The sequence below is a fragment of the Stutzerimonas chloritidismutans genome (assembly GCF_020783375.1).
In the GTDB taxonomy this organism is placed as follows: domain Bacteria; phylum Pseudomonadota; class Gammaproteobacteria; order Pseudomonadales; family Pseudomonadaceae; genus Stutzerimonas; species Stutzerimonas kunmingensis.
This window is the reverse complement of sequence record NZ_CP086067.1, coordinates 1,668,376-1,683,625: the sequence shown is the minus strand read 5'-3', so window position 1 is coordinate 1,683,625 and position 15,250 is coordinate 1,668,376. Positions and strand designations below refer to the sequence as shown.

The following is a 15,250-nucleotide window of genomic DNA, read 5'->3' as shown; positions in this document are numbered from 1 at the left end:
CATCGATGTCGGCCTTTTTGCTGTGGAGCTTCGCAGACTCTCAGGACTTGGAATCGCACGCCTTGCAAGTCTTGATACCGAGCAGCGTATACGCTGGGCAGAAACGGAAGATGCCAGTCGCCAGCGGCAACAGACCGATCCAGCCCCATGCACCGATCACGCCGCCCAGGCTCAGACCGATAAGCACCAAGCCGACAACGATGCGCAGTGCCCGATCAATGGTTCCAACGTTGACTTTCATAAAGACCTCCCGGTCAGCAAGCGCGCCGGCGTTCCAGCGCGGAGAACAACAGCATTCCGCCAAGCATGGCGAGAACGAAAAGCACGACCTGCCAGTGCCCACCGAGCAGCATGGCGATGGCCGGGCCCGGACAGATGCCAGCGATTCCCCAGCCCACACCGAACAGCAGACTGCCACCGATCAGCCTGCCATCCAGCTCGCGCTTGGTTGGCAGCTGCATCGGCGCATCGAGCAAAGAGCGCTCGTGTTTCCTCGCCCAGGTGAAAGGCACCAGCGCCGTAGCGATGGCACCGACCATCACCAGCGCCAACGAGGGATCCCAGGCGCCCGCCAGATCAAGGAAACCGATGACCTTGGCCGGGTTGGCCATTCCGGAAAGCAACAGCCCCAGCCCGAATAGCAGACCAGCAGCAAATGAAGTCAACTTGCGCATGCTCAGCCTCCCAGCAGATGACGTAGTACATAGACCGTGGCGAAGCCGGCGACCATGAATGCCACGGTCGCCACGATGGAGCGCGGTGACAGTCGCGAGATCCCGCAGACCCCATGCCCACTGGTGCAACCGGAGCCGTAGCGAGTACCGACGCCGACCAACATCCCGGCCACCAGCAAACCGATCCAGCCGGACTGAAACTCCATCGCTGGCAGGGTGGCAAACAGCATCCACAGGAGCGGCGCGAGCAGGATGCCGAGCAGAAACAACAGTTTTTCGCTTCGCCCCTCGCCCCCCGTTTCCAGCAGGCTGGCAAGCAGCCCGCTGATCCCGGCGATTCGGCCATTGAGCAGGACGAACAAGCTGGCCGCGGCACCGATGAGGACACCACCAGCCAACGCCGCCCAAGGTGTGAAGTTGATCCAGTCGATGGTCATTGCTTGCCCCCTTCGCAGAACAGCTGATAAAGCGTCGTGATCACCGCCAATGCTTCAGCGCTGCTGATCCGGTAGTAGACCTGCTTACCTTCGCGGCGCGTTGCAACAAGCCCCTCCCGGCGCAATACGGCGAGCTGCTGCGACAGCGTCGGCTGCTGAATGCCCAGCAGCTGTTCCAGCTCGGAAACATTGCGCTCGCCCAGCGACAGCTGGCAAAGCAGCAAAAGGCGGTCAGGGTTGGCCAAAGCCTTCAGCAAAGCCCCCGCGGACGCCGCATTGGCGCGCAGTTGCTCGATATCCAGATCGGCAGTCATAGGTCAGCGATCAAACATTTAAGATAATGACAATATATTTTTTTATATATTGCTTGGCAAGCCCTGACCGAAAGAAGTTGGCCGCCAGCGGCGGCGTCGCTAGCATGCCCCTACCCGTATATGAGCCGCGACCCTAATCGGAATCTTCAGGCTCTCCATCCAGTCATGTCGAGGTAGCCGCATGAATGACCAGACCCTCCCCGTGGAATCCGCAGAGATGCAGGCCCAGCAGCAGGCCATGCTGAAACGTTTAGCGAGAGTCGAGGGGCAGGTGCGCGGCATCCAGGCAATGATCAAGCGAGGCGAAGATTGCGAAGCCATCGCTCAGCAGTTTTCCGCTGCTCGTAGCGCGCTGGACAAAGCCTACCGACTGATGCTGACCTGCCTGATCGAAGAGGCGCTGCACGACCAGACGCAAGATACAGGCGAGACCCTGGAGCGGGTGCGCAGCATCTTCACCAAATACACCTGAGGGGACGCCCACCACCTTGAGCCTCCTCCGGCAGCCCGCCGCGCGATGCAGTAGGCTGGCCTGAGGTAGCGGACGGCGCCAGCGCATGGCAAGCCACGCAGGCGCTGGGCATAAAGATCAGCAAGAGCTGAGATCTGAAAGGGATCGACTGAAACGAAAAAAGCGACCCTGAGGTCGCTTTTTTCTTTCTTCGATCACCTTGAAAAGGTCACCGAAGAGAATTTGGAGCGGGAAACGAGACTCGAACTCGCGACCCCGACCTTGGCAAGGTCGTGCTCTACCAACTGAGCTATTCCCGCGTTGTCTACAACAAATATGGCGTCCCCTAGGGGACTCGAACCCCTGTTACCGCCGTGAAAGGGCGGTGTCCTAGGCCACTAGACGAAGGGGACGTTGCCCGGAAACCACAAGCTTCATTCCGGCTTGCCGCGCTCTGTTTGGTGCTTCACGCTGCAAGTGGCGCGCATTCTATGGAGGCCCTCGGGAGTCGTCAAGCATAGTTTTAAAAAAAATTTGAAGGCCATATCCGGGCAGCACGCAGAGCTATCGGCCACATCATCAAGCCACTACACTCAAGCGAAAAACCAGCGGCTCGAGAGGTGCAGTCAAGTGTCTCCATTAATGATCACTGCGTTGATCCTGGTCGGTGTGTTCCTGCTGGTCGGCATCGTCTACACCATTCAGATTGTCGAAAAAGGCAATCTGGAAAAGGCCCGCAAACGGGCTGACCTCACTGACCGCTGCCGCCGCTGCGCGGACCTGTCCGAAGGACTCCCGGGACAGATGATGACACCCGCGCTCAAGCTATTGCTGACCCGCCTCGAACTTGCGCTGAGCGAACGCTTGCGGCCGGTGGACAAGGGCAATGACAAACTGAGCGCGCGAATGCAGGCGCTGCAGGCCGAGCTGGCCAAGGGCGAAGCGATCGAGATGCGCAATGCTCCGCGGCAGATCGTGACGGAAGCACAGGCCAAGGAAAGTCGCTTCATGCTCGAGGATCTCCACGCCCAGATCGTTCGCGCCACCAAGGACGGCCTGATCGATAAGGCCGAAGCCAAACGCTGGGTGCAAGACATCCAACGCATGCTGGCTATCCTGCACATCGAATTCTTCACCGGCTTGGGAAAACTTGCGCTGCAACAGAACCAGCCGCAACGCGCACGCCTGGCGTTCGAACGAGGCATTCAGCATATTCGCCGCCAACCTGCACCGGCGCCTTATCAGAGCCAGCTCAAACAGCTGGAAGCCCTCCTCGCACATGCCGACGCTCTGGTGTTGAAGAACGAGGTGCCCAAGACAGACGAGCCCAACGAGCTCGCCGAAGGCATGAAGGCGTTCGATGACGAAGATCTCTGGAAGAAAAACAACGTCTATTGATCGCTCATCAGCCCTGATCTGCTACGGAGAAATCCCATGACCTTGACCGTGTATGGCGTTCCCCTCTCCCCGTTCGTGCGCAAGGTGCGCCTGTGCCTCAGGCAGAAGGGCCTCGAGTATCAGCTAGAGACGGTCATGCCCTTCACGCCTCCGCAATGGTATCTGGCCCTCAATCCACTGGGACGCATCCCGGCACTCAAGGACGGCGACTGCACACTCGCCGACTCCAGCGTGATCTGCCAGTACCTCGAGGAGGCCTATCCCGATACGCCGGCCCTTTACGCTGGTAACGCGCAGGAACGCGGGCGGGTCCGCTGGCTGGAAAAGTACGCGGACTACGAGCTGGCGCCACTGACCACCTTTACCGTTTTCCGCAACCGAATTCTCAAGCCGACCGCCGGTCAAGCCTGCAATGAAGAGGCGGTGCAGGCCGCGCTGAAGCAGAAGCTACCGCCGCATTTCGATTACCTTGAGCAGCAACTCGCCCGGCGGGAGTTCCTCGTCGGCAACCAACTGTCGATGGCGGACATCGCCGTCGCCTGCCAACTGATCAACCTGGCGCACGGTGGCGAACAGCTCGACGCGCAGCGCTGGCCCGACCTCGCAGCACATCATGCACGCATGCTCGCATTGCCATCGGTCGCGGGCATCCTGCCGGACGAGCAGCGCATGAACGCCAAGCTCAAGGAAATGGGCAAGGCTGCTACCGCCTGAGTTCCGATCACGCCCACGGTGAGGTCACGCAGCAGGCCGCCTTGACGCGTTATCTCAGCAGATACGTCAGCCTCGCGCTTCGAGCAGACGCTTACCCACCCACTGCCGAGCGTACTGGTAGGCGCAGCGACCGTTGCGGTTGCCGCGCCCGGTCGCCCAACGAATCGCATCCTTCTCCAGGGCTTCGCTCCACGCCCAATCGAGGCTGGCCCGCCGCGCCAACGAATCGATCCAGTGGCGTACCACACTGAGGTAGTGCTGCTGGGTGAAGGGGTAGAACGACAGCCACAAACCGAAGCGATCGGACAACGCGATCTTGTCTTCCACCGCTTCGTTCGGGTGCAGTTCGCCGTCGACCATCTGCCAGTTCTCGTTGTCACTCTGACGTTCCGGGACCAGGTGCCGGCGATTGGACGTGGCGTACAACAGCACGTTCTCCGGCGCGCGCTCCAGCGAGCCATCCAGCACACTCTTGAGCACGCGATAGTCGCCCTCTCCCGCCTCGAACGAGAGATCGTCACAGAACAGGACGAACGCCTGTCGTAACCCGGCCAACAGTTCGACAACGCGTGGCAGGTCCGCCAGGTGGTCACGCTCGATTTCGATCAGACGCAGCCCGTCCGCGGCGTATTCGGCCAGCAACGCGCGAATCAGCGACGACTTGCCGGTGCCACGGGCGCCCCACAACAGCACGTGGTTGGCCGGCAATCCATCGACGAACTGCCGCGTGTTGGCGGACAGCAGATCGCGCTGGCGATCAATGCCGATCAAATCAGCCAGACTCAGATCCAGACTGACTTCCAGCGGTGCCAGAAAGCCGCTGCGAGCATCACGCTGCCAGCGCGCCGCAAAGGTACGATCCCAATCGATGACCGGTGGCTGGGCAGGTAGCAGCGGCTCGATACGCACCAGCAGTCCCTCGGCACGCTGCAGGAAGGCTTTCAACTCGACATCCATGATGACTCCAGAGACGAAAAGGCCCGGCTGGACCGGACCCGACAACAGACAATCAGGCAATCAGGCAATCAGGCAGGCGAAACGCAACCTCACTCAAGCAGCAGTCAAAGCAATGTTTCGATTTCCGCGGCCATTGCCTCCGGCGTGGTGCGAGAGGAAAAACGTCTCACCGCTCTACCCTGGTCAGAGATGAGAAACTTGGTGAAATTCCACTTGATCGCCTTGCTACCCAGCAGCCCAGGTGCGCGCTTTTTCAATTCAATGAAGAGCGGATGAGCATCCCCACCGTTCACCTCGACTTTGGCAAAAAGGGGAAAGGAAACGCCGAAGCGGCGTTCGCAGAATGCTGCGATTTCCTGCTCGCCGTCTGGCTCCTGCTTGCCGAACTGGTTACAGGGAAATCCGAGCACGATCAATCCGCGCTCGCCGTAACGCTGCCACAACGCTTCCAACCCCTTGTATTGCGGGGTAAAACCACACTGACTGGCCGTATTGACCACCAACAGCACCTTTGCATCGAAATCCGCGAGCCTCTTCTGCTCGCCCTCGATGGTGACGCAGGGAATGTCCAGCAAAGGGTCGTGCATGCGAGGCTCCTTGCAACCGACGATGCTCAGGCTTCGCGCGGTTTCAGGTTGAGAGAGGCGGAATTGATGCAGTAGCGCAACCCGGTCGGCTGCGGGCCATCGGGGAAAACATGACCGAGGTGTGCATCGCAGCGTGCGCACCTGACCTCGATCCGGTGCATACCGTGACTGAAATCATCCAGGCTGGCGATAGCGGTATCACTGACCGGCTGGAAATAGCTGGGCCAGCCGCAGCCGGAATCGAACTTAGCATCCGCATCGAACAGTGGCGTGTCGCAGCAGGCGCAATGGTAGATGCCAGGTGTCTTCGTGTCGTTGTACTTACCCGTGAAGGGACGCTCGGTGGCGCCCAGCCGGCAGATCTGGAACTGCTCATCGGAGAGTTCCTCGCGCCAGACGTCGAGCGGTTTTTCCAGCTTGTCCATCGATACACTCCTCAGCTCAAAAAAGGCCGATCTGTACCTTTTCCGGTGGTCGGGGCGCACGTATCATGCGTCCCTCTTCGACGCCTAGTCTGGCAGCGGGGTTTCCGACTGCCAAGGCGCCCGGGTTCATGCCAAGCGCGGCCAGCCATTTCCGGAACTGGCGCGTTTTCACTTCGGGACACTCAGGATCATGCAGGTCAGCAAATCGAACAAGCTTGCCAATGTCTGTTACGACATCCGCGGGCCCGTGCTCAAGCACGCCAAACGCCTGGAAGAGGAAGGCCATCGCATCCTCAAGCTGAACATCGGCAACCCGGCGCCGTTCGGTTTCGAAGCACCGGAGGAAATCCTCCAAGACGTGATCCGCAACCTGCCCACTGCCCAGGGCTACAGCGACTCCAAAGGCCTGTTCAGCGCCCGCAAGGCGATCATGCAGTACTACCAGCAGAAGCAGGTTGAAGGCGTCGGCATCGAAGACATCTACCTCGGCAACGGTGTGTCCGAGCTGATCGTCATGTCCATGCAGGCATTGCTGAACAATGGCGATGAAGTGCTGATCCCTGCCCCGGATTACCCGCTGTGGACCGCTGCGGTGAGCCTGGCCGGCGGCAAGCCGGTGCACTACCTTTGCGACGAGCAGGCCAACTGGTGGCCGGACCTGGCCGATATCAAGGCCAAGATCACGTCTAACACCAAGGCATTGGTGCTGATCAACCCGAACAACCCCACCGGCGCGGTCTACCCCAAGGAAGTGCTCGAAGGCATGGTCGAGCTGGCGCGCCAGCACAAGCTCGTTCTGTTCTCCGACGAAATCTACGACAAGATCCTCTACGACGACGCCGTACACATCTCCACCGCCTCGCTGGCGCCGGACGTGCTCTGCCTGACCTTCAACGGGCTGTCCAAATCCTACCGGGTTGCCGGCTTCCGTTCGGGCTGGGTGGCGATTTCCGGGCCGAAGCACAGGGCGCAGAGCTACATCGAAGGCCTGGATATCCTCGCCAACATGCGCCTGTGCGCCAACGTACCGTCGCAGCATGCGATTCAGACTGCACTGGGCGGCTACCAGAGCATCAATGACCTGGTATTACCGCCGGGCCGCCTGCTCGAGCAGCGTAACCGTACCTGGGAGTTGCTCAACGACATCCCGGGCATCAGCTGCGTCAAACCCATGGGCGCGCTGTATGCGTTCCCGCGCATTGACCCGAAGATCTGCCCGATCCACAACGACGAGAAGTTCGTGCTTGACCTGCTGCTTTCCGAGAAGCTGCTGATCGTTCAAGGCACTGCATTCAACTGGCCATGGCCGGATCATTTTCGCGTGGTCACCTTGCCCCGCGTCGACGATCTGGAGCAGGCCATTGGCCGCATCGGCAACTTCCTCAAGACCTACCACCAGTAAGCGATGGATTTGCAGATCGACGATTTCTACAAGGACGCAGCGGGTGGCCTGCTGATGCTCTATCAGGCCTTCCCACGCAAGGTCTCGCTGTATGTAGAAGATCTGATCGGCCGGGAAGAGCCGGATGAGTTCGGCCTTCCCTCCAAACGCCACCAGAGCTGCCTGGGTGCCCTGCTCTGGCTCGCCGAGGAGGGCTATCTGCGTTACGACAGCACAATTCATTTCCAGGCGCTGGACCAGGCGGTGCTTACCGAAAAAGCCTTCGTGCGCCTGTCACGAGCGGTGCCTGGACAGATCGCCGACGACCTCAGCCTCCCTCCCAGCGTGCTGCGCATTCAGGCCAGCCTCGCCCATCAGCTTCGCGAGGCATTGAAGTGCGCGAACAGCGAGCGCATCGCTCAGCTGGCCCGATTGATGTTCGAAAGCCAGTCCGGCGCACCACTGCATCCCAGCCTCCATGGGCAAGCGACATAGCTTGAAATAGTCGCCCGGTTGAATAGCTCAAGGGCGCACCTTATATAGCCTATCGTTCTTCAATTCCTACCCTGGAGTCTGCCGCAACATGATGCGCATTTTCTTGTTCCTGGCCACCAACCTTGCGGTACTGGTCATCGCCAGCATCACCCTGAAGCTGCTCGGGGTCGATCGCTATACCGGCCAGAACTATGGCAGCCTGCTGGTCTTCTGTGCGGTTTTCGGCTTCGCGGGCTCGCTCATTTCGCTGTTCATCTCCAAATGGATGGCGAAGATGAGTACGCGTACGGAAATCATCAGCCAGCCGCGCACCCGTCACGAGCAGTGGCTGCTGCAGACAGTCGAGCAACTGTCGCGCGACGCCGGCATCAAGATGCCCGAAGTCGGCATTTTCCCGGCCTACGAGGCGAACGCCTTTGCCACCGGCTGGAACCGCAACGACGCACTGGTGGCGGTCAGCCAGGGGCTGCTCGAGCGCTTCTCGCCGGATGAGGTGAAAGCGGTGCTTGCCCACGAGATCGGCCACGTGGCCAACGGCGACATGGTGACCCTGGCGCTGATCCAGGGTGTGGTAAACACATTCGTCATGTTCTTCGCACGTATCTTCGGCAACTTCGTCGACAAGGCGATCCTGAAAAACGAGGACGGCCACGGCATTGGCTACTTCGTCGCGACGATCTTTGCCGAACTGGTACTGGGCCTGCTCGCCAGCATTATCGTCATGTGGTTCTCGCGCAAACGCGAGTACCGTGCCGACGAGGCCGGTGCCCAACTGGCCGGCACCAGCGCCATGATTGGCGCCCTGCAGCGCCTGCGTGCCGAACAGGGCATGCCGGTTCACATGCCCGACACGCTCAAGGCATTCGGCATCAACGGTTCGCTGAAGCATGGCCTCGCCGGGCTGTTCATGACCCACCCGCCGCTGGAAGACCGCATCGAAGCGCTGCGCCAGCGCGGCTAATTGCACTGAACGCAACAGGGGCGACGCAAGTCGCCCTTTTCTTTTGTCTATGCAGACTCAACCCGCATACAAGGAATCGCCATGCGTCGTTTCATATTCGCCTGCTTCGCGCTGCTCGCGCTCGGCGGCTGTCAGAGTGCCTACTATTCAGCGATGGAGAAGGCCGGTATCCATAAGCGCGATATCCTGGTCGATCGTGTGGAGGAGTCGCGTGACGCGCAGCAGGAAGCCAAACAGCAGTTCAAGGATGCTTTGGAGCGCTATCGCAGCGTCGTCGAGGTCAAGGGCGGCGATCTGGAGAAGCGTTACGACGCACTCAACGAAGAGTACGAAGCCAGCGTAGCGAGTGCGCGTGACGTCCGCGCCCGCATCGAAGCGGTCGAAGACGTGGCCGACGCGCTGTTCAGGGAATGGGAAAGCGAACTCAAGCAATACAGCAACGCCAGCCTGAAAGCCGCCAGCGCCAAAGAACTCAACCGCACCCGCGCCGAATACCGAACGCTGATCCAGCGGATGAAAGCGGCGGAGAAACGCATCGACCCGGTGCTCAGCGTTCTGCGCGATCAGGTGCTGTTTCTCAAGCACAACCTCAATGCTCGCGCGATAAGCGCCTTGCACGGGGAATACCGCACGCTGCAGGGCAACGTCGACCAGCTGATGGCTGACATGCAGCGCGCCATCGACGAGGCCGACACGTTCATCCGCCGCTTACAGGCCGACGGCTGATCGCTGCAGCATTACAAGCGGCGGGTCAGACCCGCCGTTGCAGCCAATGGAAGTGCTCCTCGAGCCGCGTCAGACCGCGCTCGCGCATCCGCGGATTACGCTCCAGCACTTCCTTGGCTTCCAGCAGTTCCACGCCCCACTCAGCGGCGTACAGGTCGCGCACCTCGCTCGTACCCACCGCGAAGGGCGGGCCTTCCATCTCTGCCTGGTCATAATCCAGCGTAACCAGAAGCTGCTGACAGCCGGCCGGGAGGATGCTCGACATCAGTGCCGCGTACCGCTGACGCATCGCGTGCGGCAATGCGATCAAGGCGGCGCGATCATAGACCGCCTGGCACCCGAGGACATCGGCCGTACCGAGCGCGAAAAAGTCGCCGCAACGGATCTCCAGGCTATCGGAGCGATAGACCTTGAACGGCCCACGCTGGGAAATTTCAGCTTCGAGCTGCTGCTCGGAAAAAAAAGCGTCTACAGCCTTCTCACTCAGCTCCACCCCCACGACATTGAACCCTTGCCCGGCCAGCCAGGCCAGATCCAGACTCTTGCCGCACAACGGCACCAGCACCGTCGCACCATCAGGCAACGCCAGTCGCGGCCAGTGGCGACGCATGCCGGGATGAACATCGTCAAGGTGGAAACCAATCTCGTTGCGAGCCCAGCGCTCCTGCCAGAAGTCTTTGTGCACCTGGAAATCTCCATCATGAGGATGGCGGCAGCTTATCAGAGCGAGGTTGAGGGGAGCGCGCTCAGCCCGCGTAGAGCGATGCCTCGACATCCATCCCGGCGTCGCGCATCTGCGCCAGCTTGTAACGCAGGGTGCGCGCACTGATGCCCAGGCGATCAGCCGTCTCCTTGCGCCGTCCACGTTCGGCACGCAGGGTATCGATGATCAACTGGAACTCGCGGCGGCGCAGATCATCCCCCAGTCCCGAACAGGCCCCCGCCTCCCCTGCAGCGCCCTCGCACGGTTGTGCCGCGCTGCTGGCGACAGGCAAGCTGGTGACACCGCCCACACCCGCCAGGCACAGATCCTGCGGCTGGATCACGCCGCTCTGCTGAAGAATCAACGCTCGCTGTATCGCGTTGTCCAGTTCGCGTACGTTGCCCGGCCACGCGTGCGCCACCAGGCAGCGCTGCGCCTCGGCCGAAAGCCGCGCAGGCGCCTGGCGCATCTTCCTGGCGTGGCTGACCAACAGGCGTTCGGCGAGCGGCAGAATATCGGCCGGGCGCTGCCTCAGCGGCGACCACGCCAGTGGGAAGACCGAAAGACGGTAATAGAGGTCCTCACGGAAGCGACCCGCCGCTACCTCGCCAGCGAGATCACGGTTGGTGGTGGCGAGCACACGAATATCCAGAGCGATAGGCTTCCGCCCACCGACCCGCTCGACCTCTCGCTCCTGCAGCACACGTAGCAGTTTCGCCTGCAACCCCAACGGCATCTCGGATATCTCGTCGAGCAGTAAAGTACCGCCGTCGGCCTGCTCGAACTTGCCAGGCAGACTGGCAATCGCGCCGGTGAAAGCGCCCTTCTCATGCCCGAACAGGGTTGCTTCGAGCATGTTGTCCGGAATGGCAGCGCAATTGATGGCGATAAATGGCTTGCCGTGCCTCGGTGACTGCTGGTGGATATAGCGCGCCAGCACCTCCTTGCCAGTGCCTGACTCACCGGAGATCAGTACAGTGGAGTCACTTTGCGCCACCCGCCGGGCAAGAGCCAGCAGCTGCTGGCTGGACGGCTCGAGCGCCACCGGCCCTTCTGCCTCGGTAGCAGCGATGCCGTTCACATGACGCCCCAAGAGCTCAAGCAATGTGCCTGGCTCGAACGGCTTGACCAGATAATCGACAGCGCCCTGGCGCATCGCATCCACCGCCCTCGTTACCGCGCCAAAGGCGGTCATCAGCAGCACGGGCACCTGCGGGTAGCGTTGCCTAACCAGCGAGAGCAGTTCGTGGCCGTCCATGCCGGGCATGTTCACGTCACTGATGACCAGGCCGAATGACTCTTCCTGCAGCGCACACAAGGCCGCTTCGGCGCAATCGACGGCACGGTACTCGTAGCCCCCAAGCTGCAGCGTGATGCCCAGGGCTTCGCGCAGGGCGTGATCGTCTTCGACGAGAAGTATCGTGGCGGCCATACAGGTCACTCCGGTTTGTGAGTGGCGGGAATCAACGGCAGGCTCATCAGCGCACAGGTTCCGCGGCCTGGCCGCGAGCGCAACTGCAGGTCACCTTGATGGGCTCGGGCAACGGCCTTGGCCACTGCCAGACCCAGGCCGGTTCCCGTGGTTCGGGTGGTGAAAAACGGCTCGCCCAACCGGCCCAGTGTTTCGGCGTCGATGCCTTTACCGCAGTCGCTTATGCACACCCGCACCGTTTCGTCGCGGCGATACAGGTGGACCTTCAGACGCGGCGCCCCGACGCTGGCCTGTAACGCATTTTCGATGAGATTGAGCAATGCTCCGACCAACGTATCGCGATTGCACAACACCTCCACCCCCTGCACGTCACACTGCCAGCGCACGCTGGCGCCGTGCAGACGTGGCTCGCCGGCCGAACGCAGCGCCGACAACAGCGCAGCCGGACTCAGTCGGTCGTTCAGCGGCAGATCACCGCGGGCGAAGATCAGCATGTCACGGACCTGATGCTCCAGTTCGTGCAGACGAGCCTTGAGGCTACCGGCGAAGCGCTGCTGTTGCTGTTCGCTCAGCCCCCCCTGCTCGAGGTGACTGGCATATAGCAACGCGGTGGACAGCGGAGTGCGAATCTGGTGGGCAAGCGAAGCCACCATGCGCCCTAGCGACGACAGCCGTTCATGGCGCGCCAGCTGATCCTGGAGTCGGCGGGTCTCGGTAAGGTCGGTGAGCAGTACCAGCTGACCAGGTTCCCCGGCAAGCGAGCGCGTAGCGATGGATAGGCGGCGACCATTGCGTAGCGATATCTCGTGCCCGTCGTCCCGCCGCGGTGCAAAACAGCGGCCAATCACCTCGCGCCAGGGGTGCCCCACGAGTGGCTCGCTCAACAGCTCAAGAGCAACCGGGTTCGCATCGCGCACTACACCCTGCCCATCGATCACGATGACGCCACCTGGCAGCAGGTCGAGAACGCTCTGCAATCGCTGCGCGAGACGCTCTTTCTCCTCCAGCTCCTGTCGTCGAAGCTCGCCGGCCTCGGCAAGTTGCCCCTTGAGCTCGGCGACGCGTACCTGCAATAGCTCCTCGGATTCACCAAGCTGTCCGGATACCTGACGAAAGAGCTCCAGCGATCGAGTCAGCGCCAGCACGTCTAGGGCATCGAATGAACTTTCGGATGGCTTGGTGACGGAATTCACGGGTCGCTTGCGCCTGTCAAAAGAAAGTCGGTTGACGGGGACCAGCAATCTTCGTGCCCGGCGCTCAGCACTTCCCAGCGACCGCCATCGGCACGACCAGCCAAACGAAAAAAGCCACCTGATCCAGGTGGCCTTTTTGAACGTCTTTTTAGAACCGAGTAGCAGCGTGCTAGTCGCCCATATCGTCGTCGCGACGATTCATGCCGTACTTGCGCATTTTCTCGACCAGCGTGGTTCGGCGAATCCTCAACCGCTCGGCTGCCCGAGCCACCACGCCACCAGCATCTTCGAGAGCCTGATGAATAAGTCCCTGCTCAAGATTGCCGAGGTATTCCTTGAGATCCAGACCCTCGATCGGCAGCATCGCCTGAGCTTCGGGTACCACCATTGGCGCGCTGATTGCCGCGCGCTCCTCCATCTCATCATGCAGGCTGGTCGCGTACTGCTCGTCATCGTCGTCGACGTGGCGAAACTTCTTCGGCAGCTCCATTACCCCGATAACGCCATAGGGATGCATGATCGCCATGCGCTCTACCAGGTTTGCCAGCTCGCGGACATTACCCGGCCAGTCGTGCCGGCATAGCGACATGATTGCTGCCGAGTTGAAACGTATAGAGCCGCGCTTTTCATGCTCCATGCGCGAGATCAGCTCGTTCATCAGCAACGGAATATCCTCGACACGCTCCCGTAGCGGCGCCATCTCGATGGGGAAGACATTCAGACGATAGTAGAGGTCCTCGCGGAAGGTCCCCTCCTCGATCATTTTCTCAAGGTCCTTATGCGTCGCCGCGATGATGCGCACATCGGCATTCTGCGTACGGTTGCTGCCAACACGCTCGAAGGTGCGCTCCTGCAGAACCCGCAGCAGCTTGACCTGCATCGGCAACGGCATGTCGCCTATCTCATCGAGAAACAGTGTGCCGCCCTCGGCAAGCTCGAAACGACCCGCGCGAGCAGTAATCGCACCGGTAAAGGCGCCCTTCTCGTGACCAAACAGTTCGCTTTCCAGCAACTCCGCCGGAATCGCTCCGCAATTGACAGGTACAAAAGGCCCCTGACGCCGCTTCGAGTGATAGTGCAGATTTCGCGCAACCACTTCCTTGCCGGTGCCGGACTCACCAAGAATCAGCACACTGGCTTCGGTGTCGGCGACCTGTTCCATCATCTGCCGGACGTGCTGCACCGCTCGGCTGGTGCCGACCAGGCTGCGGAAAAGATTGGGCTCGCGCTGGCGACCACGGGACTTTGCCTGGTCGTACATCTCGCGATAGACCTGCGCACGGTGCAGGGAGTCGAGCAGCTTGTTATAGCTGGGTGGCATTTCCAGGCTGGTCAGCACTCGGCGTCGCAGATCGTCCGGCCAGTCCGCCGGAGCGGGCTCACCGATCAGCATCAGCGGGACATTTTCATCCCATTTGCCCATCTGCTTGATCAGTTCGACAGCGCCGCCCTTGGAGGACACGTCGCCCAGCATGACACCGTTGACAACACGGCTGGATTCGAGGCCGGCGACCGCCTCCTGCCATTCACTGCTTGAACAAGCCAGATGATCCTCGCTGAGAAAGTTCAGGATGACGGCCAGGTCGCGCCGGCGGTGGTGATCATCGTCTATCAACAAAATCTTGGTTTCACGCCACATCTTGTTTATAGGGCTCTAAAGAAGCTGAAAGAAAGCCTGCGCTCGCATCCATGGAAGAACGGCGATCACACTGATGGCAGATGGAACGTAGATTAATGAAAAAATGAACTGAGTCAAATTTATGGCGTGAATTAGCGACCAAAGAACGAGCCAAAAATCAGTACCTTGAGAGACACCTCAAGATCGATTTGAAGACTTCGGTGCACGATGACCGCGAAGATAGGTATTTACCAGGCAATAAGCGCCAATTAGCCGCTCGCCAACAAAAGGGTAGCGGCATAATGCCACATACTTTGTAATGATAAATATTGAGGAAGAATTCAGCCCCAGTGATCCTGGGAAGAATTTGAAGCTGTCGGGCCTGAGGCCACGCTTAGGCGAATAGCTGGTAGACCTTGGTACCCTGTTGAGACTGATTCAGCTGACGCAGCTCGCTTGCGACCCGTGCCTGTTCAATCTGGCAGGTCATTACCAGCTCACCATACAGATCAAGAAGCTCCTGCAACCGCTGACGAACCACGCCGCTGTCGCGCTCATGTGCCTGCATCGCCTCGTCGACGGCATTACGGCACTCGCGATCCAGCATACTGATTGCGGCCCAGTCCTGCTGCGTCAGCGCATCGCGTAGAGCGGAACCAGTTTCTTCGAGGCGCTTGACGGAAGCATTCATTATCGACTCCGGGGCATGAGCCCGATGGACGGCATAGGCCGAGCCAGCTGGGAACGTTGCAGTGCAACGGTGCTGAACCTTTATCGGCAATAG

General features: G+C 60.5%; 19 protein-coding genes and 2 tRNA genes. 7 read left to right on the top strand and 14 right to left on the bottom strand.

Features of this window, described 5'->3' with window-relative positions; genetic code table 11:
- Positions 1 to 40: 40 nt before the first annotated feature.
- The 4 genes from LLJ08_RS07950 to LLJ08_RS07935 are packed head-to-tail and all read right to left on the bottom strand — an operon-like array spanning position 41 to position 1,425.
- Positions 41 to 241 (bottom strand): YgaP family membrane protein, encoded by a 201-nt coding sequence (locus LLJ08_RS07950; RefSeq protein ID WP_003299529.1) that lies wholly within the window; start codon positions 239 to 241, stop codon positions 41 to 43.
- A gap of 13 nt (positions 242 to 254) precedes the next feature.
- On the bottom strand, positions 255 to 674 hold the full coding sequence (locus LLJ08_RS07945; RefSeq protein WP_014820815.1) for a YeeE/YedE family protein: 420 nt from the start codon (positions 672 to 674) through the stop codon (positions 255 to 257).
- 2 nt (positions 675 to 676) lie between these two features.
- Complete coding sequence (locus tag LLJ08_RS07940; RefSeq protein WP_042926953.1) at positions 677 to 1,111, bottom strand: YeeE/YedE family protein; 435 nt, start codon at positions 1,109 to 1,111, stop codon at positions 677 to 679.
- Positions 1,108 to 1,425, bottom strand: coding sequence for an ArsR/SmtB family transcription factor (locus tag LLJ08_RS07935; RefSeq protein WP_003299535.1), 318 nt, complete (start codon positions 1,423 to 1,425; stop codon positions 1,108 to 1,110). The genes LLJ08_RS07940 and LLJ08_RS07935 overlap by 4 nt, the downstream gene beginning before the upstream one ends.
- A 181-nt stretch (positions 1,426 to 1,606) precedes the next feature.
- On the opposite strand from LLJ08_RS07935, the gene LLJ08_RS07930 reads away from it, so the two are divergent.
- A complete protein-coding gene (locus tag LLJ08_RS07930) occupies positions 1,607 to 1,897 on the top strand; it encodes a metal-sensing transcriptional repressor (RefSeq protein WP_014820817.1) in 291 nt (96 codons plus the stop codon).
- A gap of 223 nt (positions 1,898 to 2,120) precedes the next feature.
- Here the strand turns inward: LLJ08_RS07930 and LLJ08_RS07925 are convergent.
- Positions 2,121 to 2,196 (bottom strand) — tRNA-Gly (locus tag LLJ08_RS07925).
- Between the two features lie 17 nt (positions 2,197 to 2,213).
- Positions 2,214 to 2,289, bottom strand: a tRNA-Glu gene (locus tag LLJ08_RS07920).
- Between the two features lie 229 nt (positions 2,290 to 2,518).
- Between LLJ08_RS07920 and LLJ08_RS07915 the strand changes: the two genes are divergently transcribed.
- On the top strand, positions 2,519 to 3,274 hold the full coding sequence (locus LLJ08_RS07915; protein WP_042926954.1) for a hypothetical protein: 756 nt from the start codon (positions 2,519 to 2,521) through the stop codon (positions 3,272 to 3,274).
- Between the two features lie 36 nt (positions 3,275 to 3,310).
- Positions 3,311 to 3,988, top strand: a complete 678-nt coding sequence (locus LLJ08_RS07910) for a glutathione S-transferase family protein (protein ID WP_228208618.1) — start codon at positions 3,311 to 3,313, stop codon at positions 3,986 to 3,988.
- A 66-nt stretch (positions 3,989 to 4,054) separates the two neighbouring features.
- On the opposite strand, the gene LLJ08_RS07905 is transcribed toward LLJ08_RS07910, so the two are convergent.
- The 3 genes from LLJ08_RS07905 to msrB all read right to left on the bottom strand — a co-directional run bounded on the left by LLJ08_RS07905 (position 4,055) and on the right by msrB (position 5,957).
- Positions 4,055 to 4,945 carry an ATP-binding protein gene (locus tag LLJ08_RS07905; protein WP_228208617.1) on the bottom strand — a complete coding sequence of 297 codons (891 nt, stop codon included), beginning with the start codon at positions 4,943 to 4,945 and terminating at the stop codon, positions 4,055 to 4,057.
- Positions 4,946 to 5,049: 104 nt separating this feature from the next.
- The gene (locus tag LLJ08_RS07900) at positions 5,050 to 5,532 is read right to left on the bottom strand and encodes a glutathione peroxidase (protein WP_041014429.1); all 483 of its coding nucleotides are present in this window, start codon (positions 5,530 to 5,532) and stop codon (positions 5,050 to 5,052) included.
- A 26-nt stretch (positions 5,533 to 5,558) separates the two neighbouring features.
- On the bottom strand, positions 5,559 to 5,957 hold the full coding sequence (gene msrB, locus LLJ08_RS07895; RefSeq protein WP_003299543.1) for a peptide-methionine (R)-S-oxide reductase MsrB: 399 nt from the start codon (positions 5,955 to 5,957) through the stop codon (positions 5,559 to 5,561).
- 190 nt (positions 5,958 to 6,147) lie between these two features.
- Here msrB and LLJ08_RS07890 point away from each other — a divergent pair, with 190 nt between their 5' ends.
- The 4 genes from LLJ08_RS07890 to LLJ08_RS07875 all read left to right on the top strand — a co-directional run bounded on the left by LLJ08_RS07890 (position 6,148) and on the right by LLJ08_RS07875 (position 9,520).
- Entirely contained in the window at positions 6,148 to 7,359 is a 1,212-nt protein-coding gene (locus LLJ08_RS07890; protein ID WP_014820822.1) for a pyridoxal phosphate-dependent aminotransferase, read from the top strand.
- Positions 7,360 to 7,362: 3 nt separating this feature from the next.
- A complete protein-coding gene (locus tag LLJ08_RS07885) occupies positions 7,363 to 7,833 on the top strand; it encodes a hypothetical protein (RefSeq protein WP_228208616.1) in 471 nt (156 codons plus the stop codon).
- Between the two features lie 88 nt (positions 7,834 to 7,921).
- Positions 7,922 to 8,794 carry a protease HtpX gene (gene htpX / locus LLJ08_RS07880; RefSeq protein ID WP_003299548.1) on the top strand — a complete coding sequence of 291 codons (873 nt, stop codon included), beginning with the start codon at positions 7,922 to 7,924 and terminating at the stop codon, positions 8,792 to 8,794.
- 81 nt (positions 8,795 to 8,875) lie between these two features.
- Positions 8,876 to 9,520 carry a DUF2959 domain-containing protein gene (locus LLJ08_RS07875; protein ID WP_041014433.1) on the top strand — a complete coding sequence of 215 codons (645 nt, stop codon included), beginning with the start codon at positions 8,876 to 8,878 and terminating at the stop codon, positions 9,518 to 9,520.
- Between the two features lie 25 nt (positions 9,521 to 9,545).
- Here LLJ08_RS07875 and LLJ08_RS07870 read toward each other — a convergent pair whose 3' ends face one another.
- From LLJ08_RS07870 to fliT, 5 genes are all read right to left on the bottom strand, one after another.
- On the bottom strand, positions 9,546 to 10,205 hold the full coding sequence (locus LLJ08_RS07870) for a thiopurine S-methyltransferase (RefSeq protein ID WP_228208615.1): 660 nt from the start codon (positions 10,203 to 10,205) through the stop codon (positions 9,546 to 9,548).
- A 61-nt stretch (positions 10,206 to 10,266) separates the two neighbouring features.
- Entirely contained in the window at positions 10,267 to 11,655 is a 1,389-nt protein-coding gene (locus LLJ08_RS07865) for a sigma-54-dependent transcriptional regulator (protein WP_228208614.1), read from the bottom strand.
- 5 nt (positions 11,656 to 11,660) lie between these two features.
- Positions 11,661 to 12,848, bottom strand: coding sequence for a sensor histidine kinase (locus tag LLJ08_RS07860; protein WP_104097277.1), 1,188 nt, complete (start codon positions 12,846 to 12,848; stop codon positions 11,661 to 11,663).
- Positions 12,849 to 13,017: 169 nt separating this feature from the next.
- Positions 13,018 to 14,487 (bottom strand): sigma-54 dependent transcriptional regulator, encoded by a 1,470-nt coding sequence (locus tag LLJ08_RS07855; protein WP_228208613.1) that lies wholly within the window; start codon positions 14,485 to 14,487, stop codon positions 13,018 to 13,020.
- A 373-nt stretch (positions 14,488 to 14,860) separates the two neighbouring features.
- Complete coding sequence (gene fliT / locus LLJ08_RS07850; protein WP_042926967.1) at positions 14,861 to 15,157, bottom strand: flagellar protein FliT; 297 nt, start codon at positions 15,155 to 15,157, stop codon at positions 14,861 to 14,863.
- Positions 15,158 to 15,250 lie beyond the last annotated feature (93 nt).